The sequence below is a fragment of the Mycobacterium scrofulaceum genome, assembly GCF_002086735.1.
Classification (GTDB): Bacteria; Actinomycetota; Actinomycetes; order Mycobacteriales; family Mycobacteriaceae; genus Mycobacterium; species Mycobacterium scrofulaceum.
This window is the reverse complement of sequence record NZ_MVIJ01000015.1, coordinates 55,924-82,265: the sequence shown is the minus strand read 5'-3', so window position 1 is coordinate 82,265 and position 26,342 is coordinate 55,924. Positions and strand designations below refer to the sequence as shown.

27 protein-coding genes are annotated in these 26,342 nt (G+C 68.5%); 18 read left to right on the top strand and 9 right to left on the bottom strand.

Annotated features, from left to right (window positions below; genetic code table 11):
* The first annotated feature begins 9 nt into the window (after nt 1–9).
* From BST44_RS12325 to BST44_RS12315, 3 genes are read left to right on the top strand one after another with little or no spacing between them, the layout of a single operon-like run.
* Nucleotides 10–1,545 carry an acyl-CoA synthetase gene (locus tag BST44_RS12325; protein WP_083177393.1) on the top strand — a complete coding sequence of 512 codons (1,536 nt, stop codon included), beginning with the start codon at nt 10–12 and terminating at the stop codon, nt 1,543–1,545.
* 4 nt (nt 1,546–1,549) lie between these two features.
* Nucleotides 1,550–2,947 (top strand): aromatic ring-hydroxylating oxygenase subunit alpha, encoded by a 1,398-nt coding sequence (locus BST44_RS12320; protein WP_208619784.1) that lies wholly within the window; start codon nt 1,550–1,552, stop codon nt 2,945–2,947.
* A complete protein-coding gene (locus BST44_RS12315; RefSeq protein ID WP_083177392.1) occupies nt 2,944–4,641 on the top strand; it encodes an FAD-binding protein in 1,698 nt (565 codons plus the stop codon). The genes BST44_RS12320 and BST44_RS12315 overlap by 4 nt, the downstream gene beginning before the upstream one ends.
* Before the next feature lie 64 nt (nt 4,642–4,705).
* On the opposite strand, the gene BST44_RS12310 is transcribed toward BST44_RS12315, so the two are convergent.
* Nucleotides 4,706–5,542: an enoyl-CoA hydratase-related protein gene (locus tag BST44_RS12310; protein ID WP_083177436.1), complete on the bottom strand. Its 837-nt coding sequence runs from the start codon at nt 5,540–5,542 to the stop codon at nt 4,706–4,708.
* Between the two features lie 100 nt (nt 5,543–5,642).
* The gene (locus BST44_RS12305; protein WP_083177391.1) at nt 5,643–6,203 is read right to left on the bottom strand and encodes a class I SAM-dependent methyltransferase; all 561 of its coding nucleotides are present in this window, start codon (nt 6,201–6,203) and stop codon (nt 5,643–5,645) included.
* A gap of 168 nt (nt 6,204–6,371) precedes the next feature.
* Between BST44_RS12305 and BST44_RS12300 the strand changes: the two genes are divergently transcribed.
* A complete protein-coding gene (locus BST44_RS12300) occupies nt 6,372–6,968 on the top strand; it encodes a TetR/AcrR family transcriptional regulator (RefSeq protein ID WP_439330716.1) in 597 nt (198 codons plus the stop codon).
* A gap of 18 nt (nt 6,969–6,986) precedes the next feature.
* On the opposite strand, the gene BST44_RS12295 is transcribed toward BST44_RS12300, so the two are convergent.
* The gene (locus tag BST44_RS12295) at nt 6,987–8,747 is read right to left on the bottom strand and encodes an N-acyl-D-amino-acid deacylase family protein (protein WP_083177389.1); all 1,761 of its coding nucleotides are present in this window, start codon (nt 8,745–8,747) and stop codon (nt 6,987–6,989) included.
* Nucleotides 8,748–8,925: 178 nt separating this feature from the next.
* Here BST44_RS12295 and BST44_RS12290 point away from each other — a divergent pair, with 178 nt between their 5' ends.
* From BST44_RS12290 to BST44_RS12275, 4 genes are all read left to right on the top strand, one after another.
* Nucleotides 8,926–9,597 (top strand): TetR/AcrR family transcriptional regulator, encoded by a 672-nt coding sequence (locus BST44_RS12290; RefSeq protein ID WP_083177388.1) that lies wholly within the window; start codon nt 8,926–8,928, stop codon nt 9,595–9,597.
* A gap of 37 nt (nt 9,598–9,634) precedes the next feature.
* Nucleotides 9,635–10,105, top strand: a complete 471-nt coding sequence (locus tag BST44_RS12285) for a hypothetical protein (protein WP_083177387.1) — start codon at nt 9,635–9,637, stop codon at nt 10,103–10,105.
* A gap of 95 nt (nt 10,106–10,200) precedes the next feature.
* Nucleotides 10,201–10,827: a cutinase family protein gene (locus tag BST44_RS12280; RefSeq protein ID WP_083177386.1), complete on the top strand. Its 627-nt coding sequence runs from the start codon at nt 10,201–10,203 to the stop codon at nt 10,825–10,827.
* A gap of 22 nt (nt 10,828–10,849) precedes the next feature.
* Entirely contained in the window at nt 10,850–11,323 is a 474-nt protein-coding gene (locus tag BST44_RS12275) for a nuclear transport factor 2 family protein (protein ID WP_158086653.1), read from the top strand.
* A gap of 10 nt (nt 11,324–11,333) precedes the next feature.
* Here BST44_RS12275 and BST44_RS12270 read toward each other — a convergent pair whose 3' ends face one another.
* The 3 genes from BST44_RS12270 to BST44_RS12260 form a co-directional block, all read right to left on the bottom strand.
* Complete coding sequence (locus BST44_RS12270; protein ID WP_083177384.1) at nt 11,334–11,714, bottom strand: DUF5073 family protein; 381 nt, start codon at nt 11,712–11,714, stop codon at nt 11,334–11,336.
* Nucleotides 11,715–11,724: 10 nt separating this feature from the next.
* A complete protein-coding gene (locus BST44_RS12265) occupies nt 11,725–12,510 on the bottom strand; it encodes a heavy metal-binding domain-containing protein (protein ID WP_083177435.1) in 786 nt (261 codons plus the stop codon).
* A gap of 191 nt (nt 12,511–12,701) precedes the next feature.
* A complete protein-coding gene (locus BST44_RS12260) occupies nt 12,702–13,601 on the bottom strand; it encodes an SDR family NAD(P)-dependent oxidoreductase (protein ID WP_083177383.1) in 900 nt (299 codons plus the stop codon).
* A gap of 725 nt (nt 13,602–14,326) precedes the next feature.
* Here BST44_RS12260 and BST44_RS12255 point away from each other — a divergent pair.
* The 3 genes from BST44_RS12255 (at nt 14,327) to BST44_RS12245 (ending at nt 16,441) form a co-directional block, all read left to right on the top strand.
* The gene (locus BST44_RS12255) at nt 14,327–15,136 is read left to right on the top strand and encodes a SigB/SigF/SigG family RNA polymerase sigma factor (protein ID WP_083177382.1); all 810 of its coding nucleotides are present in this window, start codon (nt 14,327–14,329) and stop codon (nt 15,134–15,136) included.
* Nucleotides 15,137–15,276: 140 nt separating this feature from the next.
* A complete protein-coding gene (locus tag BST44_RS12250; RefSeq protein ID WP_083177381.1) occupies nt 15,277–15,900 on the top strand; it encodes a hypothetical protein in 624 nt (207 codons plus the stop codon).
* A gap of 46 nt (nt 15,901–15,946) precedes the next feature.
* The gene (locus BST44_RS12245; protein WP_083177380.1) at nt 15,947–16,441 is read left to right on the top strand and encodes a DUF2231 domain-containing protein; all 495 of its coding nucleotides are present in this window, start codon (nt 15,947–15,949) and stop codon (nt 16,439–16,441) included.
* A 15-nt stretch (nt 16,442–16,456) separates the two neighbouring features.
* Here the strand turns inward: BST44_RS12245 and BST44_RS12240 are convergent, their stop codons facing one another.
* Nucleotides 16,457–16,933 carry a nitroreductase family deazaflavin-dependent oxidoreductase gene (locus tag BST44_RS12240; protein ID WP_083177379.1) on the bottom strand — a complete coding sequence of 159 codons (477 nt, stop codon included), beginning with the start codon at nt 16,931–16,933 and terminating at the stop codon, nt 16,457–16,459.
* Between the two features lie 152 nt (nt 16,934–17,085).
* Between BST44_RS12240 and BST44_RS12235 the strand changes: the two genes are divergently transcribed.
* The 4 genes from BST44_RS12235 to BST44_RS12220 are packed head-to-tail and all read left to right on the top strand — an operon-like array spanning nt 17,086 to nt 21,418.
* A complete protein-coding gene (locus tag BST44_RS12235; protein ID WP_083177378.1) occupies nt 17,086–17,808 on the top strand; it encodes a TetR/AcrR family transcriptional regulator in 723 nt (240 codons plus the stop codon).
* Nucleotides 17,805–19,040: a cytochrome P450 gene (locus BST44_RS12230; RefSeq protein ID WP_083177377.1), complete on the top strand. Its 1,236-nt coding sequence runs from the start codon at nt 17,805–17,807 to the stop codon at nt 19,038–19,040. The genes BST44_RS12235 and BST44_RS12230 overlap by 4 nt, the downstream gene beginning before the upstream one ends.
* A 22-nt stretch (nt 19,041–19,062) precedes the next feature.
* Entirely contained in the window at nt 19,063–20,316 is a 1,254-nt protein-coding gene (locus tag BST44_RS12225; RefSeq protein ID WP_083177376.1) for a M24 family metallopeptidase, read from the top strand.
* Nucleotides 20,306–21,418 carry a M24 family metallopeptidase gene (locus tag BST44_RS12220; protein ID WP_083177375.1) on the top strand — a complete coding sequence of 371 codons (1,113 nt, stop codon included), beginning with the start codon at nt 20,306–20,308 and terminating at the stop codon, nt 21,416–21,418. Before BST44_RS12225 ends, BST44_RS12220 begins: the two co-directional genes overlap by 11 nt.
* A 45-nt stretch (nt 21,419–21,463) precedes the next feature.
* Here the strand turns inward: BST44_RS12220 and BST44_RS12215 are convergent, their stop codons facing one another.
* Nucleotides 21,464–21,907 carry a MarR family winged helix-turn-helix transcriptional regulator gene (locus BST44_RS12215; RefSeq protein WP_083177374.1) on the bottom strand — a complete coding sequence of 148 codons (444 nt, stop codon included), beginning with the start codon at nt 21,905–21,907 and terminating at the stop codon, nt 21,464–21,466.
* 84 nt (nt 21,908–21,991) lie between these two features.
* On the opposite strand from BST44_RS12215, the gene BST44_RS12210 reads away from it, so the two are divergent.
* The 3 genes from BST44_RS12210 to BST44_RS12200 all read left to right on the top strand — a co-directional run bounded on the left by BST44_RS12210 (nt 21,992) and on the right by BST44_RS12200 (nt 25,045).
* Nucleotides 21,992–22,417: a GlcG/HbpS family heme-binding protein gene (locus BST44_RS12210; RefSeq protein ID WP_083177373.1), complete on the top strand. Its 426-nt coding sequence runs from the start codon at nt 21,992–21,994 to the stop codon at nt 22,415–22,417.
* A 107-nt stretch (nt 22,418–22,524) separates the two neighbouring features.
* Nucleotides 22,525–23,529, top strand: a complete 1,005-nt coding sequence (locus tag BST44_RS12205) for an amidohydrolase family protein (protein ID WP_208619782.1) — start codon at nt 22,525–22,527, stop codon at nt 23,527–23,529.
* Between the two features lie 103 nt (nt 23,530–23,632).
* Nucleotides 23,633–25,045 carry an HNH endonuclease signature motif containing protein gene (locus BST44_RS12200; RefSeq protein WP_083177372.1) on the top strand — a complete coding sequence of 471 codons (1,413 nt, stop codon included), beginning with the start codon at nt 23,633–23,635 and terminating at the stop codon, nt 25,043–25,045.
* A gap of 1 nt (nt 25,046) precedes the next feature.
* Here BST44_RS12200 and BST44_RS12195 read toward each other — a convergent pair whose 3' ends face one another.
* On the bottom strand, nt 25,047–26,342 hold the full coding sequence (locus BST44_RS12195) for a hypothetical protein (protein WP_083177371.1): 1,296 nt from the start codon (nt 26,340–26,342) through the stop codon (nt 25,047–25,049).

Here is a 26,342-nt window from a genome sequence, read left to right as displayed (position 1 = left end):
GGCCTGCCGGTGAATCTCACCGACCACGCCGCGAGGGCCGGACAGGCGCCGGCCCTCATCGTCGCCGGCGGTGAAACGGTGTCGCACTCGCAGCTGTATGCCCGCAGCCGGCGGGTCGCAGCGCTGCTGCACGACGCCGGGCTGCGCCGCGGCGACGGTGTGGCCCTGGTGTTGCCCAACCGGCCGGAGTTCCTCGAAATCACCTGGGCCTGCCAGCTTTCCGGCCTCTATTACACCGCGGTGAACACCCACTTCACCCCGGACGAGGTCGCCTACGTGATCGACGACTCTGATGCGCGAGCGGTGTTCGTCGACGATTCCCTACCGGACCTCGCCGCGCACGTGCGCGCGGCGAACGCGACCGTCGACGTCCGCCTCGCCGTCGGCGGCGACCTGCCGGGCTGGCGCGGATACGCGGGGGCAGTTGCCACCGCCGGCGCGGCGCCCCCGGTGTCCGACGGGTCGGAGATGCTGTATTCGTCGGGCACCACGGGACGGCCCAAGGCCGTCCGCCGGCCGCTCCCTACCGACGGCAACGGCTCCTGGGCCCAGGCGGTGCTGGAGCTGGCGCTGACCCGCAAGTACGGGATGGACCGCGACAGCGTGTACCTGTCCCCCGCGCCGCTCTACCACGCCGCCGGGGTGAACTACACCATGGCGGTCAACCGCGTCGGGGCGGCGGCGATCCTGATGCGCAAGTTCGACGCCGAGGCGGTCCTGCGGCTGATCGAGACCCACCGCGTGACCCACGCCCAGTTCGTGCCCACCATGTTCGTGCGAATGCTCAAGCTGCCCAGGGCGATTCGGGAGCGCTACGACGTCTCCAGCCTGCGCTGCGTGCTCCACGCGGCCGCCCCGTGCCCGGTCGACGTCAAGCGCGACATGATGAAGTGGTTCGGCCCGATCATCCACGAGTATTACGGTGGCACCGAGGGATTCGCGGGCACCACGATCGGACCCGAGGAATGGCTCGCGCATCCCGGTTCGGTCGGCAGGCCCATGTCACCGGTGCACGTCGTGGGGGACGACGGCGTCGAGCTTCCGGCCGGCCGGGCCGGCGAGCTGTTCTTCGAGGGCGGCCCCGACTTCGAGTACTTCAAGGACCCGGCCAAGACCGCGTCGGTGTCCAACGACCGCGGCTGGCGCACCCTGGGCGACATGGGATACGTCGACGAGGACGGCTACCTCTACCTCACCGACCGCTCGACGTTCATGATCGTTTCCGGCGGGGTGAACATCTACCCCCAGGAAGTGGAGAACCTCCTCATCATGCACCCCAAGCTCGTCGACGCGGCCGTCTTCGGCGTGCCCAACGACGAATTCGGCGAGGAGGTCAAGGCGGTCGTGCAGCCGGGCGACGGGGTCACGCCCGGACCGGGCCTCGAGACCGAGCTCATCGAATACTGCCGGGCACACCTGGCCGGCTACAAGTGCCCGCGCACGGTCGAATTCGTCCCCGAACTGCCCCGGGACCCGAACGGAAAGCTGTACAAGAGACGCATCCGCGAGCCTTACTGGCATGGGCGGGCATCGCGAATCGTATGAGGGGATGAACATGGTCACCACCCAGAGCACCCACGACAGCCGAGTTGACTGGACCCCGCTTCCGGTGCCGTGGGCGGTCCAGGCCGTCGATCGCATTCCCAAGCAGCGCTACTACGACCCGGAGTTCTACGCGCTCGAAACCGAGATGCTCTGGCCGCGCGTGTGGCAGATGGCCTGCCGTCTGGAAGAGATTCCCAGGCCCGGTGACTACGTCGAGTACGAGATCCTCGACGAGTCGGTCATCGTGGTCCGCCTCGACGCGGAAAACGTCCGCGCTTACCACAACGCGTGTCGCCACCGCGGGGTAAAGCTGGTGGAGGGCAACGGCAACCGGCGCACGTTCGTGTGCCCGTTCCACGGCTGGTGCTGGGGCATCGACGGGCGCAACACCTTTGTGCTGAGGCCCGAAGAGTTCGACGATCACAACCTCGACCCGGAGGACCTCCGCCTGGTCTCGGTCCGGTGCGAGGTCTGGGGCGGGTGCGCGTGGATCAACCTCGACGACGACGCACCGCCGTTCCGTGACTGCTTGGAGCCGTTCGCATCGATCTACGACGCATGGAAGGTGGAGTCGCTGCGTGTCGAGTGGTGGCAGTCGTGCCGGTTGCCGGTGAACTGGAAACTGGCGACCGCCGCGTTCATGGAGGGCTATCACGTCCCGCAGACCCACCCGCAACTATTGCCGTCGAGCATGCCGAAGCAGCCCGCCAAACCACCGGGGCCGGCGCAGACCAACCTGTATTTCATGCGCACCCTGGGCGAGGGTATGGCCGGCATGACACACGAGAATGACGTCCGCATTGCCGAGGGTCTCCAGGACATGGACCTGCCGGCCGACCCGGCCGAGGCGATGGCCGTGTGGCGCAGCACCCTCAACGACGCCATCGTGCACTGGCATCGGGCCCGCGGCTGCGACGTCCCCGACCTCAACGAGTTGCAGCGGCGGGGCATCACTGAGGCCATCAATTTCGCCTTTCCCCATTACTTTCTGCTGCCGCAGTACAGCAGCGCCTCGTCGTACCGGATCCGGCCGCTGGGTCCGGAGGAGACGCTGTTCGAGATCTGGTCGCTCACCCGCATCCCGCCGGAGCAGAGCACGGCCAAGCCGACGCCGCCGGTCCCGATGGCGCCCGACGACCCGCGCTGGCCACCCATACCGGCTCAGGACTTCTCCAACCTGCCGAGGCAACAGAAAGGCCTGCATTCCAGAGGGTTTGACTACATGCGGCTGTCCAGCCGGATCGAGGGCCTGATCTCCAACTTCGAACGCGTGATAGACGGCTTCCTCGCCGGCCTGCCGTACGACGCCCTGGTGCCCGCGGTCCAGAAGACCAACACCACCATCGACGTTCCCGTCGCCGACCTGGGCTTCGGGCAGCGATTCGGCGGCGAGACCCGATGACCACCCGGTGGGACCGCTCCGTCGATCTGCTCATCGCGGGCAGCGGCGGGGGCGGCATGGTCGCGGCGCTGGCGGCGCTCGACTCGGGCATCGAGCCCCTGCTGATCGAGAAGCAGTCCCTGGTGGGCGGTTCCACCGGTCTGTCCGGGGGCATGGTGTGGCTGCCGAACAACCCGCTGATGCGCGCCGACGGCATCCCGGACTCGCACGAGGACGGCCTGGCGTACTTCGACGACGTCGTCGGCGACATCGGCCCGGCGTCTTCGCCGGCGCGCCGCGAGATGTTCCTCACCGCGGGCTACGAGATGATCATCTTCCTGATCCGCAAGGGCGTTCGGTTCGTACGCTGCCCGGGCTGGAGCGACTACTACCCGAACCACAAGGGCGGCAACGAATCCGGCCGCGCAATCGAGTGCACACCCTACGACGCGGCGGCGCTGGGGAGCTGGCGTGACCGGGTGCAGCCGTCGATGGCCAAGAGCTACGGCGGATTCGTGCTCAAGACGAACGAGCTGCGCTCGGTGCAGTACTTCAATCGGTCACCCCGGGCCTTCGCCGTGGCCGTGCGGGTGTTCGCGCGCACCAGGGCGGCCCGGCTTCGCCGCCGGGAGGTCCTCACCAACGGCGCGTCGCTCATCGGCCAGCTGCTCAAGTCGCTGATCGAGCTGCGCGGCGAGCCCCCCATCTGGACCGGCGCCGCGGTGGAGGACCTGATCGCCGAGGACGGCCGGGTCGTCGGCGCGCGCATCTCACGCGACGGCACCACGGTGAACGTGCAGGCGCGCAAGGGCGTCCTGCTCGCGGCGGGCGGCTTCAGCCGCAACGCGGACATGCGCCGCCGCTACAGCGGGGAGCAGCCCAACGAGGGGCGCTGGTCGATCGCGAACGCCGGCGACACCGGCGAGGTGTTGCAGAGCGCGATCCGGCTGGGCGCGCAGACCGACCTGATGGACGAGGCATGGTGGCTGCCATCGGTTTTCATCGCCGACGGGGGTGACGCGGCGAGGGCGCTGGGCAGCGGCCGGCAGCGGCCGGGCGCGATCTACGTCGACGGGACCGGCCGGCGGTTCTGCAACGAGTCCAACTCGTACGTCGAGGTCGGCAAGGCGATGTACGCGAACAAGGCGGTGCCGTGCTGGATGGTGTTCGACGAGGGCTACATCAGCCGGTACGTCTCGGGCGCCAACCCGTTCAAGAGGCGCCGCCTCCCCGAAGCACTCATCACGCGGGGCGCGGTCCTGCGGGGCGAGACCGTCGGCGACCTCGCGCGCCGGATGGACGTCCCGGCCGACGCGCTGGCACGGACCGTCAAGCGTTTCAACGGTTTTGCGGCCAAGGGTCTCGACCCGGACTTCGGGCGCGGGCAGTCGGCGTACAACGACTGCCTGGGCGATCCCGGCTATCGCCCCAACGCGGCGCTCGGTCCGCTCGAGCGGCCGCCGTACTACGCCACCAAAGTCGTTCCGGCCGACGTCGGGACGTGCGGCGGCGTGGTCACCAACGAGCACGCGCAGGTCCTCGACGAGGACGACTGCGTGATCGAGGGGCTGTACGCGACCGGCAACACCACGGCGACGGTGATGGGCCGGAACTACCTGGGCGCCGGCGGAAGCATCGCCTACACAATGGTGTTCGGTTACGTCGCCGCCCGCCACGCCGCCGGACGGCGGCTGGCCGGCGAGCGCACCCGCTAACCCGCGAGCAGACACAAAATCGCCCGATCGGCCGCCGAAATATGCGAATTCGCGTCTGCTCGCGCTACGAACTCTCGTCGCGGCCGACGAAATCGCGCGGCTTCATGCCCGATTGCTTCAGCTCGGCCCGGCGCGCCTGCACGTCGGTGGCGGCGCCGACCATGTTGGTCAGGATGTGGCTGACCTGCAGGTGCACCCGCATGCCCATCAGCTCCCACGCGCGCTTCACGTTGTTCTTCACCGCCATCAGGGTGGTCAACGGGATCTGTGCGATCCGGCGCGCCATGTCCTCGACGACGGCCTCGAGGTCCTCGCGCGGCACCACCTTGTTGAGCAAGCCCCAGTCGAGCGCTTCCTGCGCGGTGAGGGTGGGGGCAAGCAGCAGCCAATCCATCGTGCGATGCCAGTTCATCAACAACCACGGTTCGATCATGGTGTGGCCGCCGGGCTCGCCGAGGCTTTGGGCAAGGGGCATCTGGAAATACGCGTCCTCGGACGCGACGCAGAAGTCGGTCAGCAACCCGAGATAGATCCCGCCCCCCATGCAGTACCCGTGGATCGCGGAAATGGTCGGCTTCGGGAATTCCCACAGATACAGCGTCGGCCACAGGAACAGGTCGGCGGTGCCCTTGTAGAGGTCCTCGAACGTCTCGCCGAAGTCCGGATAGGGATTCTCGTCGGGCCCCCAGCGGGCAACGTGTCCGCCGCAGAATCCCTTCCCGTTCGCCTTGAGGATGACGACCTTGATCTCCTTGTCGCGGTCGGCTTCGTGCAGGCAGTCGTCGACCTCGGTGACCAGGACGGCGTCCTTGGTGTTGGCCTTGTCGACCCGGTTCAGGATGATCCGCGCGATCGGCGGCTCGCGTTCGTAGATGACCGCTTCGAGGACGCGCCGCTCCATGCGCGTGACATTACCCGACACCGCCATGCCGGAGGCCCGAATGACGCTGTCCGATCGCGCTTTCGGTGGGGAGCCCCATCGGGGGGAAAACGCTTGCCCCTCAGCGTCCTTCGCGCGCGGCGCGCGCCAACAGCCACGCGTGGCCGTCGGCCTCACCGGCGGCCAGTGGGTCGAGGTCGGCGAATGCCGCGGGCAGCTCACCGGCCACCGCGCGAAACGGGCCCGGGGCGGACCCCACTTCACTCAGCACGGCGATCGCCAGCAGCCCGCCGGGTGCGAGGCGTTCGACGATCGCACCGTCGAGGCGGCGGTCGCGGAACCGATGGCAGAGGATCACGTCCACGGGCGCCCCGGACGGCAGCCCGTCGTCGAGGTCCACGACCTCGAAGCGGCACCGATCGCTCACACCGGCGCGGTGAGCGAGGTCGCGCGCCTGGCTGACCGCCACCGGCGAGACATCCACCCCCACCACGTGCAGCCCGCGCAGCGCGAGCCACACCGCACCGAGCCCCGGTCCGCACGCGAGATCGAGAGCCGTCCCCACGGCGGGCACTTCATCCTCGTGGGAAGCCAGAAAGCCGGGCGGCCGCGCCGCGTCCACCGCCGGCGGTGCCGCCGTCGCGTACCGTTCGTCCCAGCGGAGCCGGTCCGCCTCGGCCATAGCCGCCACTCTAGGGCCAACCGCCACCCCGCCCGGCAACCGCGGGCACTCGTTCTGGACAGCTGTCCGTAAATTGCCGGCGGCGGACGACCGGCCTCCATGGCACTAAAGGGAAAACGGCAGCACCGACGGCCGATCGGGCACGCGACACGAGCCGGGCGGGCGTTGTTGACGCACCGGCGGCCTTCCTACACTGGACGGGTGTCTAAAGATGCGGCCCGCCGGTCGGATCGCCGGCCGGGGCAGACGATCCGCAAGGTCCTCGACGCCGGGCTCGAGGAGTTGCGCGAGTCGTCGTTCGCCAATCTGACGATGCGCTCGGTCGCGGCCCGCGCCGGGGTGTCGCCCGCCAGCGCCTACACCTACTTTCCGTCCAAAAGCGCCCTCGTGGCGGCGGTGTACCTGCGCTTCCTGCGCGAACTGCCGCTGCACACCGATGTCAACGAGACGACCAAGACGCGGGTCAGCGCCACCCTGCGCGACATGGCCGTCGTGGTGGCCGACGAGCCCGAGCTGACCGCCGCCTGCGGTGCGGCCCTGATGGCCGACGACCCGGCGGTCCAGCCGATCAGGGAACAGATCGGGCACGAGGTCGCCACCCGCATCGGCGCCGCGCTGGGCCCGGGCTGGCCCCGGGCCGTGAAATCCACGCTGCAGATGACGTTTTCCGGCGCCCTGATGACCGCCCGGTTCGTCAGCTTCGACGAGATCGCCGGGCAGCTCGAGGAGGCCGTGAACCTGATCCTGGGCGCCTCTGTGGCGTAAACCGCTGCGCGGCAAGGCTCAAGCGACCGGTGTCAGGCTCCTCGATGGCTGGCCGGCCCGCAGGAACCGGCCGAACTTCTCGTTGCCGAGCGCCGGCGCGGCCTCGCCCTTGCCGAACGCGAACCGCCCGCCCACGAGCACGGCGCTCACCGTGTCGTCGTTGCGGTTGACCATCCGCGACAACCCGCCGTAGGACTGCACCGGATGCTCGGCGTAGCGATCCAGCGAACCGTCGAGCTTCGCCGGGTCGATCACGACGATGTCGGCGCGGTCCCCTTCGCGCAGGGTGCCGGCGTCGATCCCGTACCACGACCCGAGTTCGCCGGTGAGCCGGTGCACGGCCCGCTCGACCGAAATGAACGGCGCGCCGCGCTTCTCGGCCTCGTGGACGTGCCGCAGCAGGCGAAGTCCCGAGTTGTAGAAGGCCATGTTGCGCAGGTGGGCACCGGCGTCGGAGAAGCCCATCTGGACGGTGTCGCTCCGGGCCAACTTCCTGAGCACCTCGGGACGGTGATTGGAGATCGTGGTGCGCCAGCGCAGCCTCTCCCCGTGCTCCACCACCAGGTCGAGGAACGCGTCGACCGGGTGCAGCCCGCCGCGGTCCAGCCCCACTTGCCCGAAGGACTTGCCGACGACCGACGCGTCCGGGCAGGCCACGATCTCGGCGTCGAAGAAGTCCCGGTGCCACACCCGGGGCCCGAACCTCTTGTCGTAGTCCTCGCGGAACCAGCGGCGATAGTCCTCGTCGCGCATCAGCCGATTGCGCTCGATCTCGCCCTGCAGGTGCAAGGCCGCGGCGCCGGCGCCGAACTCCTCGAACACCACCAGCGAGATCCCGTCGGCGTAGACCTCGAACGGCACCGGCAGGTGCTGCCAGCGGAAGTCGCCGCCGAGGGTGTTGACCACCCGGGCGAGCCGGTCCATCAGGTGAATCACCGGCGGGATGGCCTTGATGTCGGCCGCCGAGAGCAGGCTGGTCTTCAACCGGGGGCGGCCGAATCCCAGCGACGTCGCCAGCTGCGACACCACCGACAGCGGATTCTTGATGTCCGGTCCCGACTGCAGGATCTTGTTGCGCCGCCGCAGGATTGCGTTCAGCCGGCGCAGCTCGCGCGGCCGGGCGTACGTGGACGGCAGGGTGCGCGACCGGCAGATCTCGCCGTCGAGCTTGTCGAACAGTAGTTGTTGCGATGACATCCCGAGGAATCCCTCGTCGAGCGCGTCGTTGAGCATGGACTCCATCCGCGCCAGCTCGGCAGCGGAGGGCCGGACGTCCCCGCGGGTCGCGCGGTCCAGGCCCATCGTGGCGGCGCGCATGTCGGAGTGGCCCATGAAAGCCGCCACGTTGGGGCCCAAGTTCCGCCCCTCGAGCGCGGCGACATACTCCGCGGGATTGGCCCACGAGCGGGCGGCATCCAGGTGCTCGATAACGTGGCGCCGGGGAATCGCCTCGACCCTTCCGAAGATGTCGCCGGCATCGACGTTGTCCAGATAGACCGTGGACAACGAACACGATCCGAGCATCACGGTGGTCACGCCGTGCCGCAACGACTCGGAAAGCTCGGGCTCGCAGAGGATTTCGACGTCGTAGTGGGTGTGGATGTCGATGATGCCCGGGATCACCCACTGACCCGCCGCATCGATGACCTCGGTGCCCTCGATCGGTTCCGGGGTGACGGTGGCGACCCGGCCGTCGCGCACCCCGATGTTCCGGCGCGCCGACGGCGCACCCGTCCCGTCGAACCACCGGCCGTTCATGATCACCGTGTCGTACTGCAATGTTCGGCCTTTCTGCCGCGCCGGGGCCCTCACGACCCGCAGTGATCATACATAGTTCGCGAAGTGTCTTCCCGCGCTACCGAGGCGGTCGCGGCGCGTCAACCAGCGATGATCTCGCACATCCAGCCGCTATGATCCAGCTGTGGGGATCACCGACTACGGGTTTGCCGGTCGTTAGATGCGCAGTCACGGATGGGCAGGGAACACGCCCGCCTCCGACGAGGAGGCGATCGAGCGCATCCTGGATGCCGCCGACAGGATCATCGACGAACGCGGCCCTGCGCTGCGGATCGCCGACGTGGCGCGGGCGCTCGGGGTCACCCGGCAGACCGTGTACCGATACTTCCCCGGAACGCAGGCGCTGCTGGTGGCGTCGGCGATGCGGTCGGCCGACGGCTTCCTGGACCGCATGGCCGCCCACCTCGACGGCGTGACCGACCCGGTCGTGGCGATGACCGAGGGAATGGCCTTCGCCATCGAACAATTGGCGTGCGACAACCAGCTCGAATTCGTCCTCAGCCAACGCCACCGCGGCGGCCAGAAGGTCTCGATCATCTCCGATACCGCCCTGGCGTTCGGCCGGTCGATGCTGCACCGCTACGACATCGATTGGGCGAGCCACGGTTTCGATGAAGCCGGTCTGGACGAACTGAACGAGTTCAGCCTGCGCGTGCTGCATTCGTTTCTCGCCGACCCGGGGCGCCCGCCGCGCGGCGGCGCGGACCTGCGGCGCTATCTGACCCGCTGGCTCGGGCCCGCGATCGCCTATCCACAGCTGGTGCGCGCGATGGACGCGCTGCACACCCCCGAGCCACCGAGAACGCGGCGGCGCCCTTTCAAGGCGTCCTGATCCACGCCACGGTTGGCAACGACCTCAAGGAGCGGTCATGACGGGTCTCGGACAGATCGCCCTCAACAGTGCCCCCGTCTTCGGCGGCGCGATGCTGGCCGTGGCCGCCGGGCAGTTCCGGGGCCCCGACGTTCGGGGACTGATCCAGCAGGACATGGACTTGCTGGACCGGCTGCCGCCGGAGGCCGGCACGCGGCGCGCCGAACTGCAACGCACGATCGACGCCCGCATCGACGACCTGATCGATACCGCGGACCGGAGCCGGGCGCTGCGCAAGGCGGCGTTGTCCTACCAAGGGAACTGGCGCGACGTCGTGCTCCTGGTCTGCGTGGTGTTGTTCACCATCATCTGGTGGGACGTCGACCACGGCAGGGGCAACTGGCTACCGATGTTCGTCCTGCTGATCGTCCTGACCGTGGTGACCGCCGCCTACGCGTTTCGCGGCCTGCTGCGCGCCGCCAGCGCTCTCGCGCACAGGCGTCCCCACAGCACGAGCGCACCGCGCTGACCCGGGCGGCCGCATCCGCACAACGCGCGCTCTTTGTCACCTTGTGACAAAATCACGATGTGAAGGCGCATACCCCCGGCGGTCTGATTTGTGCTGTGCTGGCGCCCTTTTGGGCGTGCCCGGCCGCTCCCCCAGCGGCCGCCGGGCCGTGCCCCGATGTCGAGGTGGTGTTCGCCCGCGGTACCAACGAACCGCCCGGCGTCGGCCGTATCGGCCAGAGTTTCGTCGACAACCTGCGCGCGCACGTCGCCGGCAGGTCGCTGGGCGTGTATCCGGTCGACTACCCGGCAACCACGGACTTTCCCAGGGCCGTGGACGGCATCAGCGACGCGGGCGCGCACGTCGAACACATGGCGGCCTCCTGCCCAAGAACCAGGATGGTCCTCGGCGGCTACTCCCAGGGCGCGGCCGTCATGGGATTCGTCACCGAGAGCGCGGTGCCCGACGGCGTCCACCTCGTCCAGGCATTGCAACCGATGCCGGCCGAGGTTTCCAACCACGTGGCCGCGGTCGCGCTGTTCGGGAAGCCATCGACCCAATTCATGAGCATCATCAACGAGCCGCCCGTGACGATCGGCGCACCCTACGCGGCCAAGACCATCGAGTTGTGCGTGCCCGGCGACCCGATCTGTTCGGACGCCGCGAACCCCGCTGCGCACCGGCAGTACGTCGAAGCGGGCATGGTCGACCAGGCGGCCGATTTCGCCGCCGGTCGCCTCTAGACCGGCGCTTACACTGACCCTCGTGGCCGTTCACGGGCAACCGATCGAGGGCGCCGGCAGCGTGGCCTTCGACGCCGCCGACCGGTTGGCGATCGTCAACCTGTTCGGCGCCTACGCCTATACCTACGACCACAACCGGCTCGACGAATTCCGCCAGTTGTTCAGCGAGTCGCCGGAACTCGTGCTGCTGCACGAGGGCCAGCCGCTGTCCGCCGACATCGACACGGTGATGAGCCTGCTCGCGGCCAGGAAGGCGGCGTTCAAGGCCGAGAACAACCAACGCCGCCACGCCCTGAACTCGTTCTGGTTCTCCAGCCAGGGCGCCGACGAGGCGACCGGGCACTGCTACGTCCAGGTCTTCGCCATCAGGGACGGCGGTCCGCCCGCCGCCGACCTGACCGGCTGCTACGACTTCACCGCCGTCAAGCGGGACGGCAGCTGGCGGTTCAGCCGGTGGGTCGTGGGCCTCGATCAGACCCGGCCCGGCACCCCGTGAACGCGCGAGATCATCGGGGCCCGGAACCGGCATCGAGGGCGTCGAGGGCCGCATCGATGTTCGGGACGATCGTCGCGCCGTAGCTGCCCACCAGCTGACCGAGCGCCCGGGCGATGTGCGGACCGACGGCGCCCGCCGCGAGGACCTCCTCGGCCAGGACGATGCCGCGCACCAGGTGGGCGGCGCTGAGGCGCCCGTCGGCGGTCACTTCGTACCGCCAGTCGCCGATCTGCACCCGTTCCGCCTGGGACCGCCAGAAGCCGCGCCGCGCGGGTTGAGAGACCACCCCGGGGACCCCGCAGAAGACCCTGAGCACCATCCCGACTCCCCCGGGACCGGACAGCGCCGTCCCGACCGCGTGACCGACCCGCTCGTGGTCGAGGCTCGCCATCAATCGCTCGTCAATCGCTCATGGGCAACACGAACGAGGGCGTCAGCGTTTGCGCCTCGCCGCCGCGGCGCACCGCGGTTCCGGCCACGTAGAACTCGACGGTGTGATGCCCCCACGCATAGTTCGAAATCGCGAAATGCACTCCGACGACACCGGTTCCGCCGTCACGCTCGGCCTCACTCTGCATGCGCGACATCGCCAGCTCGCGGGCCTGATAGCTCCCCTGCGTCCATTGCGGCATCTCGGCGTTGCGTCCCACCTGGCTGAGCGTGCGCAGAAACCCTTGCACCGCAATGTGAAACACGCAGTTACCCATCACGAACGCCACGGGGGCGAACCCCGATCGCAGCAGGGTGGTCAGATCCTGCCCGGACAGGTGGCTGGTGAAGGCCTGACCGTTCGCGCGCCGATAGGCGCCGGGCTTCTGCGTGTACCGCACCGCGGTGCCGACCGCGATGAACTCGAGGTGCTCGCCCTCGCCCTGGTGACGCCATTCGAGCCGGACGCCCACCACGCCGTCGGCGCCCAGCGAATCGGCCTCCGCCTGCATCCGCGACATCGCGTTCCAGCGCGCCCGGTAGGTCGCGTCGGTGAGCACGGGCAGTTCCGACTGTTGCCGGATACCGGTGAACTGGTAGCCGACGTGGTAGACCGAGACGCCCATCACGAGCTCGATCGGCTCGAACCCGGCCCCGTGCAGCAAGGCGAATTCGTTGATCGACAGGTCGGAGGTGAACACTTTGTTCGCGTGCGACAGCCGTTCGCTGGCCACGGGGTCGAGCGGGCTCGGTTGCATGGTCAAGACGCCCTCCTGCGGTTCGCAGCACAGCGTAGGCCGCCGCGCCGCCTCGCACACCCATAACATGCGACTTTCCGGTGGCCCGGTGGCGAAATCGGGGTAGCCCGGGGCGCCGGGCGCCCGGCCCGGCCGCGCGCGGCCGCCGCACCGTTCGACGTCTTTGCTGTCAGCTGCCGCCCGGCGCCGCGTCAGGACGCCGGCTTCGCGGCGCCGATCATCTGATGCAACTCGTCGACCGACCAGGGCTGCGAGTCGTGGTGGTCGCGGTAGCCCAGCAGCCGCGGCGACGGCCGGTCGAAGCCACCGACGAATCCGCCTGCGGCAACGAAGATCTGACCGGTCACGTCGCGCGCCAGATCGCTCACGAGGTAGGCGTAGAGCGGGGCGACGAAGGCCGGCGAGGCGCTGTCCAGCGAGGCCCGCATGGTCGCTTCGTCCAGCAAGCCGCGGCGATGCAGGTCCGCGATGTGTTCTTCGTACTCGGCGCCGGTGGACAGGCGCGTCCGGGCCCCGGGACACACCACGTTGGCGCGCACGCCGCAGGCCTTCAGCTCGGCGGCGATGGCCATGGTCAGCGCGTTCACGGCGCCCTTGCCCGCGGGATAGCCGGTGCCGCCGTAGTCGCCCAGAAATGCCACCGAGCTCGTGTTGACGATGGCGCCGTGGCCCTGCCCGGCCATCAGCCGCGCCGCCGCCCGGCATGTGTGGAACGCCGAGCCGAGGTGGGCGCTGATCAGGCGGTCGAAATCGTCCGGCGAGACGTTCAAGATCGAGGAACCGGGCGGCTCGGCGACGCCGGCGCAGTTGACCAGCGCGTCCAGCCGCCCGTGCCGGCGCGCGCAGTCGTCGACCAATGCCCGGGCGACGCGCTCGTCGTTCGCGGGGCCGATCAACGCGCTGGCCCGCCCGCCCGACGCCGTGATCGCCGCGACGGTCTCCTCGACGGCGTGGGCGTCGCGTCCGTTGACGACCACGCCCGCCCCGAGTTCGCAGAGCAGCTCGGCGACCGCGCGGCCGATCCCACGGCTGCCGCCGGCCACCACCACGCCGCGTCCGGCCAGCGGGCGCCCGCTGCCGCTCACCGCCATTGACTTTGGAATGCATTGTGCAAGAACATATCTCGCCATCGAACGGATACCGAGCGCGCGAGGTCGGTGATGAACACTAGGCGAACAGTACCCAGGCGACACCCGAAAGAGAACCGCAATCCGCGCCGTTTCCTGCCCGCCGACCCGCCACCTGCCGTGGTCGCGCCGCGGTCGGCCCGCTGCGCGGCCTCGCACCGCGCGGGGTGCCGCTCACTTTGCCACCGACCGGCGGGTCAGTCCGCAAGCCCGCCGTTACGCCCAGCCCAGGGCCTCGGCGGGACCCGGCTGAGGCCTTCGTCAACGGTTTGCTGCGATGTCGGTTGTTCGCACGGTTCTCCACACGGTTGTTCACACGGCGGAAACCGTTGGGCGAAGAATCGGGATGGGAACCGGTGGCCCATCGCGGACGCAGGCGATGAGGCGTATAGTCACCTGTGAAGTCCGTTCTGGACGTGTCGCCGTTTAGCTCAAAGCGGCCAGTTAGCCGCACGGCTACTGAGCTCGATATGACTCCGGCGACCAACACCCGAGTCATCTCCTTTCGGTAGCTCGTGCGCGCGTCGGATAAACGACCAGGTCCTACGGATAGAGGTGCAGTGAGGCGACTGTGCGCATAGCTGCCATGTCTCGCTGCACACGACTCAGAGGAGTGAGTCAACAATGCAGAAACCGTTGTGCACCAAAGCTTTCAGGATCAGCAGCGCCGATACCGGGCGCGTGCGCCGATGACCGAAGTCATCACTCGCACCCGACCAGCCCCCTGCCGTGACACCAAGGCCGACGACTCCTACGACGACGTAGTCGAGATGTTCGTGCAACTGCGCACGATGCCGGCCGAGTCGCACGAGTACGCGCGTCAGCGCGAACGGATCGTGGCCCGATGCCTGCCCCTGGCCGACCATGTCGCCAGCCACTTCGCCCGCCGCGGCGAGGGTCTCGACGACCTCGTCCAGGTGGCGCGCGTAGGGCTGATGAACGCCGTCAATCGCTTCGATCCCGACAAGGGTCCCAGCTTCATCGGCTTCGCCGTCCCCACCATGATGGGCGAGGTCCGGCGCTACTTCCGCGACTACAGCTGGGGCATGCGGGTACCGCGCCGGCTGCGTGAATTGCATGTGCAGATCAGTAGGACGACCGGCGACCTCGCCCAAAAACTGGGCCGCGCGCCCACCGCGGGCGAGCTGTCCCGGGCGCTGGAGGTCTCCCACGAGGAAATCGTGGAGTGCCTCGTGGCCGGCGACGCCTACCGGCTGGATTCCCTGGACGCGCCGATGGGCACCGACAGCTCGGGCACGCCCCGGCTGGTCGCCGACGCGGTCGGCGGCATCGATCCGCAGATCGAGCACATCACCAACCGGGAAGCACTGCGCGTTCTGGTTGCCGCCCTCCCCGAGCGCGAACGCGAGGTGTTGCGCATGCGATTCTTCGAATCGATGACGCAGAGCCAGATCGCCGAGCGCGTCGGCGTGTCGCAGATGCAGGTCTCCCGCATTCTGGCCGGCACCCTGCGCTGCCTGCGCGAGCAACTGGACTAGCCCGAGCATCGAGCCCCGGGGCCTTCGGCGCCACGCCGGCGCCACGCCGGCGCAATGTACTGTGCGATTCGGAAAGTACTTGCGATTCGGAAACGAACTCGACGGTGGCGCCGGAGGCAGCCTGGAAGGGAGCTCGAGCGATGAGGACTTCACGGACGGTGGCCGCGGGCGTCGCGGTGCTGACGGCGCTGACGGTGGGGGTCGCGGGGTGCGGCAAGAAGCAGCCGCCGCCCTCGCCGTCGAAGCCGGCGACGTCCAGCTCGGCCACCGGCGCCCCCAGCCCGGCCCCGACGTCGTCCGCGCCCGCGCAGCCGAGCGAGTACACCGGGCTGCTGATCCAGGCCAGCGACATCAACGCACCCATACCGTTCACCGCCACCCCGCCGACCAGCAACCCGAACGGCCAGCCCGGCGTCGCGACGACGTTCAAGGACGAGGACGGCAGCCACGTCATCAAGGACACCATCCAGGTGTTCGCCGACCCCGGCGCCGCCACCGACGCGCTGAACAAGGCCAAGGGCGCTCAGGGTGACGTGATCAAGAGCCCCACGACGCAGGCCGCCAACGTCGGGACGGGCGGAACGACGTTGATGGGCAACTCCCCGGACAAGAGCAAGGGCGTTACCGTCCTGCTGTTCACCGAGGGCAGGGCCTTCGTCACGATCCAGTTCGACGGGCCGCCCGACACGCTGGCCCCGGCCGACTTCGTCAACGACGTGGGCCAGAAACAGGACGAGGCCATCAAGAAGGGGCTCGGCGGCTGAGCGTGGACCGACCGCCCGCCACGCCGACCGCCCAACCAGGAGCACGATGACCATCATCAACGGCCTGCCCGCCCACGCCCTGCTGCTGCACTTCGTGGTGGTACTCGTACCGCTGACCGCCGTCCTGGAGGTCGTGTGCGTCTTCTGGCCGACGGCGCGCCGGGGCCCACTGTTGTGGCTCGCACTGATATCGGCCGCCGCCACCATGGTGTTGACGCCGATCACGGTGAACGCCGGGGAATGGCTCTACGACCTGAGGGCCAAACCCAGCGCCATCCTGCAGAAGCACGCCGCCCTGGGGGTCACGATGACCTACTTCGCCGCCGCACTGCTGGCGGCGGCGCTGGTGCTGGTGGTGATGCGCGTGATCGAACGCCGTTCGGACAAAAGCCGCCTGGTCGTCCGGGCGATCAGCGCGATTCTGGTGCTCGCGGCCGCCATCTCGTCAACGGTTCAGATCTACCGCGTGGGTGATGCTGGGGCCCAATCGGTTTGGGGTGGCGAAATCGCCCATCTGGAGCAATCCCGCCACTCGGGTTAGCGGGCGTCGCGGCGCCTACGCGGTGGGCGTGAGGAGAAACAGCCGGAACTGCCGCCGCCCCGCGCGCTCTTGGGCGACTCGATAATTCGGCCAGTGCGCCAGCGCCGTCGACCACGCCTCGTCGCGCTCCTCGCCGCTGAGCAGCCGCACCGTTGCGACGAAACGTTCGCCGCGCCTGCGCACGGTAACGCGTTGGGTGGCTTTGAGATTCGCCGACCACGATGGATGGCGCTCACGTCCCCAGTTGGAGCCGACCAGCAGCAGGCCGTTCTCGACGGGCACGTATTGCACCGTCGCCGTACGGGCGAGGCCGGTCTTGCGGCCCGACGTGGTGATCCGCACGTTGGGCAGGCCGGCGAGGTCCAAAACGCCGCGCCGCCCGCCCGTCGCGAACCGCAGCAGCGCCTCGAGGCTTTCCGCGACCGGCCGGCCATCGAGGAGAAGCCGGCGGTAGGCCGCCGGGTTGCGCGCCAGCCGCTGGAGCGGATTCATACGGAGACTGTATTCCGGGGCCGACCCGGCCCGGGCGTCGCAGCGATGAAATCACCTTGACCAACCGGGATTCCGATCGAGCCGCCGGACACACCCAAGCCTGGGCGCCCGCCACGCCCATAAATAAATTGCTTGATTTAATCAGGTGGGCGGTGTTCACTGAGGCGATGACCGCCGAGCGGATCGCCCGCTCCGACAGGTCGACAGGCACCCGGGAGGCGATCCTGTCGGCCGCGGAAGTCCTATTCGCCGAACGCGGCATGTACGCGGTATCGAACCGGCAGATCAGTGAGGCGGCCGGGCAGGGCAACAACGCGGCGGCCTGCTACCACTTCGGGACGAGGACCGACCTGCTGCGAGCGATCGAAAGCAAGCATCGGGAGCCGATCGAGCAGCTGCGGGCGCAGATGCTCGCCGCCATCGACGACTCGATCGACCTGCGTGACTGGGTGGGCGCGCTGGTGCGGCCCCTCACCGATCACCTGCAGGCGCTGGGCACCCCCAGCTGGTACGCCCGGTTCGCCGCCCAGGCTATGGCCGACCCGACGTATCGCCACGTCGTCACCAAAGACGCGCTCACGTCGCCGCTGCTCGTGCGGACCATCGACGGCATCAACCGCTGCCTTCCCGACCTGCCCAGGCGGGTGCGGTCGGAACGCATGGTCATGGTGCGCAACCTGCTCATGCACACCTGCGCCGAACACGAAGGCGCGCTGGCCGAGCACGGCCCGCGTTCGCGTTCGGCGTGGCCGGTCGCCGGCGAGGGCCTGGTCGACGCGATCGTCGGGCTCTGGCGCGCACCGGTCCACGTGGGCGCGGCGGGGCGGCTAGTGATCGACGGACAACCGGGACAGCCTCACCGAGGAGAACGATGACCGAAGTCTCGACCGCCACCGATGGTCCCGAATTCGTTCCCGACTTCCCGATGTCGCGGGCACCCGGCTGCCCGTTCGCGCCGCCGCCAAAGGTGTTGGAGCGCAACGCCGGCAAGCAGCTGAGCCGCGTCCGGATCTGGGACGACAGCACACCCTGGCTGATCCACGGCTACGAGGCGATCCGGGCGTTGTTCACCGACTCGCGCACCAGCGTCGACGACCGGCTCCCGGGCTATCCGCACTGGAACGAGGGAATGCAGGCGACGGTGCACAAGCGACCTCGTTCGGTGTTCACCTCCGACGCCGAGGAACACACCCGGTTCCGCCGGATGCTGTCGAAACCGTTCACCTTCAAGCGGGTTGAGGCGCTGCGGCCGGCGGTGCAGAAGATCACCGACGACCACATCGATGCCCTGCTGGCCGGCCCCAATCCGGGCGACGTCGTCAACGCCCTTGCCCTGCCCGTCCCCTCCCTGGTCATCAGCCAACTGCTGGGCGTGCCCTACGAGGACGCCGACTTCTTCCAGACGCAGGCCCAGCGGGGCATGGACCGCTACGCCACCGAGGAGGACACGGCGCGGGGCGCCGCATCGCTGGCGAAGTACCTGGCGAACTTGGTGCGGGCCAAGATGCAAAATCCCTCGGAGGATTTGGTGTCCGACCTGGCCGAGCGGGTCAACGCCGAGGAGCTCAGCGTCCGGGAGGCCGCGCAGCTGGCCACCGGCGTGCTGATCGCCGGGCACGAGACGACCGCCAACATGATCAGCCTGAGCGTCGCGGCCCTGCTCGACCATCCCGATCAGCTGGCGTTGATGCGCGACACCGACGATCCCCAGTCGATCGCCGTCGCGGTCGAGGAATTGATGCGCTACCTCAGCATCATTCAGACCGGGCAGCGCCGGATCGCCGTGGAGGACATCGAGGTGGGCGGCGAGACGATTCGCGCCGGCGAGGGCATCATCCTCGACGTCGCGCCGGCGAACTGGGACACCCGGCAATTTCCCGAGCCGGACCGACTCGACCTGCGCCGGGAGGACGGCCCGCACGTCGGTTTCGGCTATGGCCGGCACCAATGCGTCGGGCAGCAGCTCGCCCGGATGGAACTTCAGATCGTCTTGCCCACCTTGCTGCGCCGCGTCCCGACCCTGCGGCTCGCCGTGCCGCTGGACGAGTTGCCGTTCAAACACGACGCGCTGGCCTACGGCCTCTACGAGCTGCCGGTGACATGGTGACGCCCGGACGAAGGGGACGCTGATGGCCGCGCAGACCCACACCGTGTACCCCGAGGGTGTGATCGGCGCGGTCGTCGAGATACCCGAGGAACCGGATCGGGCGCGCATGCGTGCGGAGACCGGGGCCCGGCTGCGGTCCGCGATGGCCGAGCACGGCGTGGATGCGCTGATTCTGTCGATGAATGGCTACGTCACCTATGCGACGGGCGCCAGCTGGCCGCTGCTGGACGCGGGCCTGTCCCACGTCGAGCGGCCGGTGGCGGTGGTGCTCGCCGACGACGAACATCCGCACCTGTTCATGCCGTTCCGCGGCGGGGCTTCGTCGCCACCGCCACTCCCGGACGACCACGTGCACGGGCCGGTGTACCTCGAATTCGACCACGGCGTCGCGCATTTCGCACGTGAGCTGGCCGCGTTGGTACCGCCCGGTGCCAGCGTCGCCGTCGACGAACTGACCGGCGCGATGCGTCGGGCGGCGCCCACGCTGTTCCCCGGTGGCGAGCCGTCCGACGCGGCGATCGTGGTCGGCGCGGCGCAATTGGTCAAGACCCGCGACGAGCTCGCGTGCCTGCGCAGGGCGTCGCGCATCACCGAGCGGGCCATCGTGGACGTGTACAACGCGCTGGCGCCGGGCGTGCGGCAGATCGACCTGTCGGCCGTGCTCGTGCGTCGCGCGTTCGAACTCGGCGCCACCACCAACATGCTCGAGGCCATTTGGCAGGTGATGCCCACCTCACGGGCGGCCGGGGTCTGGACCACCCATGGCGACCTTGCGCTGCCGCTGCTGCCCACGGATCGCGAGCTGGCCGCGGGCGACGTGCTCTGGACCGACATCAGCATCACCTACGCCGGCTACTGCTCCGACTTCGGCCGGACCTGGGTGGTCGGAGAACAGCCCACCCCCCGACAGCAGGATCAGTTTCGGCAATGGCGGGAGATCCTGGATGCGGTGCTCGCGGTGACCAAAGCCGGTGTCACCTCCGGTGACCTGGCGCGCGCGGCGATCGCCGCCAACGGCGGCCGCAAACCGTGGCTGCCGCACTTCTATCTGGGCCACGGCATCGGCACCTACCCCGCCGAAGCCCCCATGATCGGAACGGATCTCGGCGAGGAGTTCGACGACAACTTCGTGTTTCCACCCGGAATGGTGCTGGTTTTGGAACCCGTGGTGTGGGAGGACGGGACCGGCGGCTACCGCAGCGAGGAGATCGTGGTGATCACCGAGGACGGCTACCTGCCGATCACCGACTACCCTTATTCGCCTTATGGCGACTGAAGTCTGCCCCGACGGCCAGGCCCTGCGCCTGGCGCGCCGGGAACGGGCACTGGCCCAGATGGACGCGCACGGGCTCGACGTCCTGGTGCTCGGGCGGCAGGCCAACATTCGTTACGTCACCGGGGCGCCACAGTTGTGGATCGCCGGCACCCGGCCGTTCGGTCCGATGTGTGTCGTCGTGCGTGCCTCCGGCGACATCTATCTCAACAGCACCGACGACGAGGGCGTGCCCGAGGAGATCGGACACGACCACCTCTACGGGCTGGCCTGGAATCCGATGACGCTGATCGACGTGCTGAGGAAGATCGACGGGGCCGACTCGGCACGGCGGGTCGGAACCGACGCGATCACACCGACTTTCGCCGCATTGCTGCCCGAGGCGTTCCCCAACGCCGAACTCGTCGACGCGGAGGCGGCGATGCGCGCGGCGCGGCGAGTGAAGACCCCCGACGAAATCGGGACGATGGGCACCGCCCTGCGCGTCGCCGAACGCGGACTCGCCGCCGCGCTGGCCGAATTCGCGCCCGGAGTTGCCGAGCGAACGCTGGCCGGCGCCATGATGGAGGCGATGGCGGCCGGCGGGGTGAGCACGCCGGCCACCCAGGACGCCGCCTGGGTGACGTCGAAGGAACACCCGTGGCGCCGCGACGGCTCGGGCGCGGTGCGACCCGGCGACCTTGTCGCGTTCGCCGCCGGAGCCCTGGCGAACGGCTACGTCGCGGAGGTGGGTCGAACATGGGCTGCCGGCGGGCCCGCCTCCGAGTTATTCGATCGCTCAAACGTGTTGTACGAGAGCATTCTTGCGGCGTGCCGGCCCGGTGCACCCACCTCCGACCTGCTCGGCGCCTATGAGGCGGCCGGCGAGCCGATACCGCCGATGCCGGTCGCGCATGGCTTGGGGTTGGGCTTCGACCCGCCGGTGGTGTCCCAAACCCTGCTCGCCGCCGGCGAACGCGACCGGCTGGAGGCCGGCATGGTGCTCGCGATCACCGGCTACGTCTGGCGGGAAGGCGTCGGGGCGGTGTTCCGCCGGGATACGGTCCATATCACCGAGGGTGGCGCCGACGTGCTGACCACCAGTCCCACGTGGCCAGGCCCCTGAACTACGGCAATGACCGTCCGGCAATTGGGCTCCGCACGGGGACTTTCAATGTTGCGCGCTCGACGCCTCGTCTGCCACCGCGGCAATGTGGGTCAGCGCGCGCTTCAATGCGCGCAATTCCGCCGCTGCGAAGCCCGCGGCGAGCTGATCGTCGAGTGCGGCCACCTCAGCGTCAGCTCTCGCATACACCTGCCGTCCGTGTTCCGTCAGTCGTAGCTCAATCAGGTTCCGATGCAATGGGTGCGCCGTGCGTGCGACCAGCTTGGCCGCCTCGAGTCGACTCACCGTACTGTTCATCGTCTGTGCCGTGACGAAGCACCGGCGGGCCAGTTCTGCTGAAGTGATGCCGTCGTAGAGATTGATGATCGTCAGGGCCGCATGTTGCGCGCCGGTTATTTTATGGCGTCGGAGCGTGCGCTCCTTCGCCTGCTGAGTAGCCATCTCGGCACGTTTGACTAACCAGATCATTCGCTCGGTGTAGTCCGCCATCAACCCACCCTAGCCAACGGCTGAAGCGAATCAGTATGCTGATGTATGTATGTACACTGATATCCGTGCACGTTAGGAGTCGCCTTGAACAGCGTCGTCAAATACGTTCCGAGCATCTCGGCCACGGCCGCCACCGAGGCGGTCCGCGCAGCGATCGCGGCCGCCGAGGAGATCGGGGTGCCCTCCGCAGTGGCCGTGGTCGACGCCGCGGGACACCTCAGCGCTTTCACCCGGATGGATGATGTCGCGCTGCAGGCCATCCAGATCGCTCAAGACAAGGCCTACACCGCTGCCGGATTCGGTCTGCCGACCGGTCAGTGGCACGAGCTCATGACCCAGGACGCGCCCTTGGCTACCGGCGCCCCCACCGGGATCTCCCGGCTCATCAGCTTCGCGGGCGGGCTGCCCATCGTCGTCGGCGGCACTGTTGTCGGAGCGATCGGTGTATCGGGTGGGCATTGGAGTCAAGACCAGTCGATCGCCGAGGCCGGCGTCGACGCCATTACCTGATCGTTCGGCCGCCCCATCATCTACTCACCACGCGCCCGCGTGGGCGCGGGCTCTTCAACGACAACCAAGGAATGACCATGCGATTGATTTGCATTGAGGAACACACCATGGACGCCGACATCATGCGACGGGCGCAACCAACGCTGGAGGAGGAAGCGCCCTACATGGGTCTGCAGAGTTCCGCGGCCGCGGCCTCCCAATCAGCTGACCGGGACCGCCCGCATCTCGTCGAGATGAGAGAAGCGATCAGACGCGGCAGTGACCTCGCCGATCGCCGCATTGCGGAGATGGACGCTCATGGGATCGACATGCAGATCATCTCCTACAGCTCACCAATCCAGCTCGTGCCGGAGGAACACGCCGTCGAGTTGGCCGCGAGCGCCAATGACCGCCTCGGACAAGCGATTTCCCAATACCCGAACCGATTCGGCGGATTCGCCCTATTGCCCTGGCAAGCGCCCCAGGCTGCCGCCGAAGAGCTCGAACGCGCGGTCGTCGAGCTGGGCCTCAAGGGCGCCCTCATCGTCGGACGACCAGGCGCCCGCTTTCTCGACGATCGGCGGTACGATCCCGTGCTTCAAAAGCTCAACGACCTCCGGGTACCGCTTTACGTGCATCCCTTTCATCCCGTGCCGTCAGTTCAGCAGGCTTACTACAGCGGGTTCGGCCCTGAGGTCACGACGCAATTCTCGCTAGGGGGGTGGGGGTGGCACCACGAGGCCGGCATCCACGTGCTCCGACTCATCCTGTCTGGAGCATTCGAACGCTTCCCGCATCTGCGTGTAATCAGCGGCCATTGGGGCGAAATGGTCCCCTTCTATCTGCCGCGACTCGATGACGTCATGCCACCAAACGTCACGGGGTTGTCCACAACCATCACCGACACGTACTGCCGCCACGTGTGGATCACCCCCAGCGGGATGTTCTACGAGCCACACATCGACTTCATCGCACAAACCGTCGGTCTTGACCGGCTGATCTGGTCAGTCGACTACCCCTACCTCACCCTCGACGGCACACGGACCTTCCTCAACAAACTCAACATCAGCGAAGACGACCGCCACCGCATCGCTCACCGTAATGCAGAGGATTTGCTGAGCATCAACGCCTAGATGACACGGAGCGAGCCGTTCCGGCTGAGATCACTTGCGTCACTTTAGCTTCAGCGGTCTCCGTGAGGCCAATTTTGTCGGTGGGCGTGGCTAGTTTGGGGTCATGAGTTCAAGCGGTCATCCCGATGCCGAGGCGGTGTTCGACGACCTCGATGCGGTCTTGGCTCGTGCCCGCGCCTTGCCGGTGGACGCGATGACCGTCGGGCAACAGCTGGCAATGCTGGAGCGTTCGGAGCAGGTGCGCCGCCAATTACCGGCGCTGGAACACCCCGTGATCAACAACCTCGCTTGCCAGGCCACCCCCGAAGAGTTGGGCGGCACGCTTTCCCATGCGATCGCCGAGACGGCTTTGGTCAGCCGGGCCGAGGCCTCCCGGCGTGTCCACGAGGCGGCCGACCTGGGTCCGCGGCGCGGGTTGACCGGTGAACCGCTGGAGCCGATGCTGCCCGCGACGGCGGCTGCTCAACGCGACGGCCGGCTGGGCACCGGGCAAGTGGGGGTGATCCGGCGATTCTTCCACCGGCTGCCCGGCTGGGTGGACTTCCCCACCCGCGCCGCCGTCGAAGCCGACCTGGCCGACAAGGGCGGTCACTTCCGCCCCGAACACCTTGCCGAGCTCGCCGACCACATCGCCGATTGCCTGAACCCCGATGGCGCCTTTACCGACGACGACCGCGCGCGGCGGCGTGGGCTGACCCTGGGCAAGCAAGGCCCCGACGGCATGTCGGAGTTGCGCGGGGTCATCAGCCCGGAACTGCGGGCCACTCTCGAAGCGGTGCTGGCGAAGTTGGCCGCCCCGGGCATGTGCAACCCGCTCGAGGACACCCCCTGCATCGACGGCGCACCCAGCCAAGAGGCGATCGACCGCGACGGGCGTTCCGCGGCGCAGCGCAACCACGACGCGCTCCTGGCGGCGGCCCGCGGCCTGCTGGCGTCGGGAAAACTGGGCCAACACAACGGCTTACCCGCGTCGATCGTCGTCACCACCACACTGCAAGAGCTGGAAGCCGCCGCCGGGCGTGGCCTGACCGGAGGCGGCACCATCCTGCCGATGAGCGACGTGATCCGCCTGAGCCGCCACGCGCGTCATTACCTGGCGATCTTCGACAAGGGCAAGGCCCTGGCCCTGTACCACACCAAACGACTCGCCTCCCCCGGCCAACGAATCGTGCTGTACGCGAAGGATCGCGGCTGCTCGGCGCCGGGCTGCACCGTGCCGGGTTACTACTCGGAGGTTCATCACGTCACCGACTACGCCACCTGCCGGCGCACCGACATCGACGGCCTCACCTTCGCCTGCGGCCCGCATCACCGCCTGCTCAGACCCGACGGCTGGACCACCCGCACAAACACCAACGGCGACACCGAATGGATACCGCCCCCGCACTTGGATCGGGGCCACCCGCGCACCAACACGTTCCATCACCCGGAAAAATTGCTCCGAGACGGCGACGGCGACGAGGACGGTGACGGTGACGGCGACGGCGACGGCGACGGCGACGGCGACGAGCCGTAGCTCAGCCGCGACTCTCGGCAAGCGCGGCGTCAAGCAGCTCCCCGACCCGATGCCGCTCCCACAGGAACAGCAGATTCGACAGCATCTGCAGCGGTGCGCGCACGCTCTCGTCATCACGGATCAGGGGGTGCCGGCGACTGTCCGGTACGGCCTCGAATCGCTTGCGGATCAACGCCGGAACGCCCAGCAGCCAGGTGACCCCCATCGCCGCCGCATAGATCAACGTGTGGCGGCGCAGCCGAATCGGATCGAGTTCCGGGCCGCCGTATCGGTGGAACTCACTGGCGAACGATCCCAGCAGGTCGTCCAGATGCGCGTCCCACAGGTCGGTTTCGGCGCCGGACATGGCTCCCCAGATCGCCATGCCCACGTTCATCTGGCCGACGCATCCCCAGTCCAGCAGGCCGCAACGCAAAACGCCCGCCGCGTCGCGCCAAAACCACGCGTTGTCGATGTTGGCGTTCCAATGGCAGAGCGCGACATAGTCGGAGTCCCCGGACAGCCGGGCCGCGACGGTCTGTTCGCGGCGCGCGAATCGCGGGACGTCGTCGCGCAGCCGGGCGGCGAACTCCGGCGCACAGGCCGGCAGCAGCCGGGGATGGGCTCGAGCGAACGCGGCCAGCTGGTCTACCTGGCGAACCAACTTGTCGGCGGAGAGCGGCGCCCGCTCCCCCACCGTCGCGGCCGCCACGTCGAGCGGGAAGGCCGCGGTCAGCTCGGTCGGCAGGCTCCCGGACCGATGGGCGCCGGCGAGCCGCGCCAGCGCGGTGAGCAGCGCGCGGTAGTGTTCGAGCGGCCCGGGCATCTCGTAGTCGAGGCACTTGTGATACTGCCGCTCGATCCCGTTCTCGCCGAATCGGATTCGCTCGGTAATCAGTATTCCCGTGCCGCTCGGGCGGTGATAGTCGGCAAACTGCACCCTGGGCACCGCGATGGGAAATTCCGGTGCCCGGGACAGGGCGGCGAACCGCACTTCGGGCTCCATCTGGGTCTTCCCGCGGTCGCGCGCCGAGTCGCCGAAGTCGCGCGAGAACTTCACGAACATGTCGGTGTGCAGTTCGGCTGCGGGCCTGGCATATTCGACGGTGAGCGCCACCTTACGTCCGGTGCTGCCGCCCGCCATTTCACGAAACCCGACGATGCGCGTCACGCTGTTGTCACGCAACACTCCGGACGCGGCGAAGGCCCGGGTGAGGAAACGCGCGCCAGCGCCCGCCAGCGCCGCGGGATCGGCCGGAAACGCCAGCCCGTACTGGTCGCCGACGGCCCACCGTGACGTCGATGGCTCGGAACTCAA

Excerpts from the sequence above, each read along its gene's own strand:
- BST44_RS12320 (WP_208619784.1), top strand. The coding sequence starts at position 1,550 with ATGAACATGGTCACCACCCAGAGCACCCACGACAGCCGAGTTGACTGG.
- BST44_RS12315 (WP_083177392.1), top strand. The coding sequence starts at position 2,944 with ATGACCACCCGGTGGGACCGCTCCGTCGATCTGCTCATCGCGGGCAGC.
- BST44_RS12310 (WP_083177436.1), bottom strand. The coding sequence starts at position 5,542 with ATGGAGCGGCGCGTCCTCGAAGCGGTCATCTACGAACGCGAGCCGCCG.
- BST44_RS12305 (WP_083177391.1), bottom strand. The coding sequence starts at position 6,203 with ATGGCCGAGGCGGACCGGCTCCGCTGGGACGAACGGTACGCGACGGCG.
- BST44_RS12290 (WP_083177388.1), top strand. The coding sequence starts at position 8,926 with ATGCGCAGTCACGGATGGGCAGGGAACACGCCCGCCTCCGACGAGGAG.
- BST44_RS12285 (WP_083177387.1), top strand. The coding sequence starts at position 9,635 with ATGACGGGTCTCGGACAGATCGCCCTCAACAGTGCCCCCGTCTTCGGC.
- BST44_RS12270 (WP_083177384.1), bottom strand. The coding sequence starts at position 11,714 with ATGGCGAGCCTCGACCACGAGCGGGTCGGTCACGCGGTCGGGACGGCG.
- BST44_RS12265 (WP_083177435.1), bottom strand. The coding sequence starts at position 12,510 with ATGCAACCGAGCCCGCTCGACCCCGTGGCCAGCGAACGGCTGTCGCAC.
- BST44_RS12260 (WP_083177383.1), bottom strand. The coding sequence starts at position 13,601 with ATGGCGGTGAGCGGCAGCGGGCGCCCGCTGGCCGGACGCGGCGTGGTG.
- BST44_RS12255 (WP_083177382.1), top strand. The coding sequence starts at position 14,327 with ATGACCGAAGTCATCACTCGCACCCGACCAGCCCCCTGCCGTGACACC.
- BST44_RS12250 (WP_083177381.1), top strand. The coding sequence starts at position 15,277 with ATGAGGACTTCACGGACGGTGGCCGCGGGCGTCGCGGTGCTGACGGCG.
- BST44_RS12245 (WP_083177380.1), top strand. The coding sequence starts at position 15,947 with ATGACCATCATCAACGGCCTGCCCGCCCACGCCCTGCTGCTGCACTTC.
- BST44_RS12240 (WP_083177379.1), bottom strand. The coding sequence starts at position 16,933 with ATGAATCCGCTCCAGCGGCTGGCGCGCAACCCGGCGGCCTACCGCCGG.
- BST44_RS12230 (WP_083177377.1), top strand. The coding sequence starts at position 17,805 with ATGACCGAAGTCTCGACCGCCACCGATGGTCCCGAATTCGTTCCCGAC.
- BST44_RS12225 (WP_083177376.1), top strand. The coding sequence starts at position 19,063 with ATGGCCGCGCAGACCCACACCGTGTACCCCGAGGGTGTGATCGGCGCG.
- BST44_RS12220 (WP_083177375.1), top strand. The coding sequence starts at position 20,306 with ATGGCGACTGAAGTCTGCCCCGACGGCCAGGCCCTGCGCCTGGCGCGC.
- BST44_RS12215 (WP_083177374.1), bottom strand. The coding sequence starts at position 21,907 with ATGGCGGACTACACCGAGCGAATGATCTGGTTAGTCAAACGTGCCGAG.
- BST44_RS12205 (WP_208619782.1), top strand. The coding sequence starts at position 22,525 with ATGGACGCCGACATCATGCGACGGGCGCAACCAACGCTGGAGGAGGAA.
- BST44_RS12200 (WP_083177372.1), top strand. The coding sequence starts at position 23,633 with ATGAGTTCAAGCGGTCATCCCGATGCCGAGGCGGTGTTCGACGACCTC.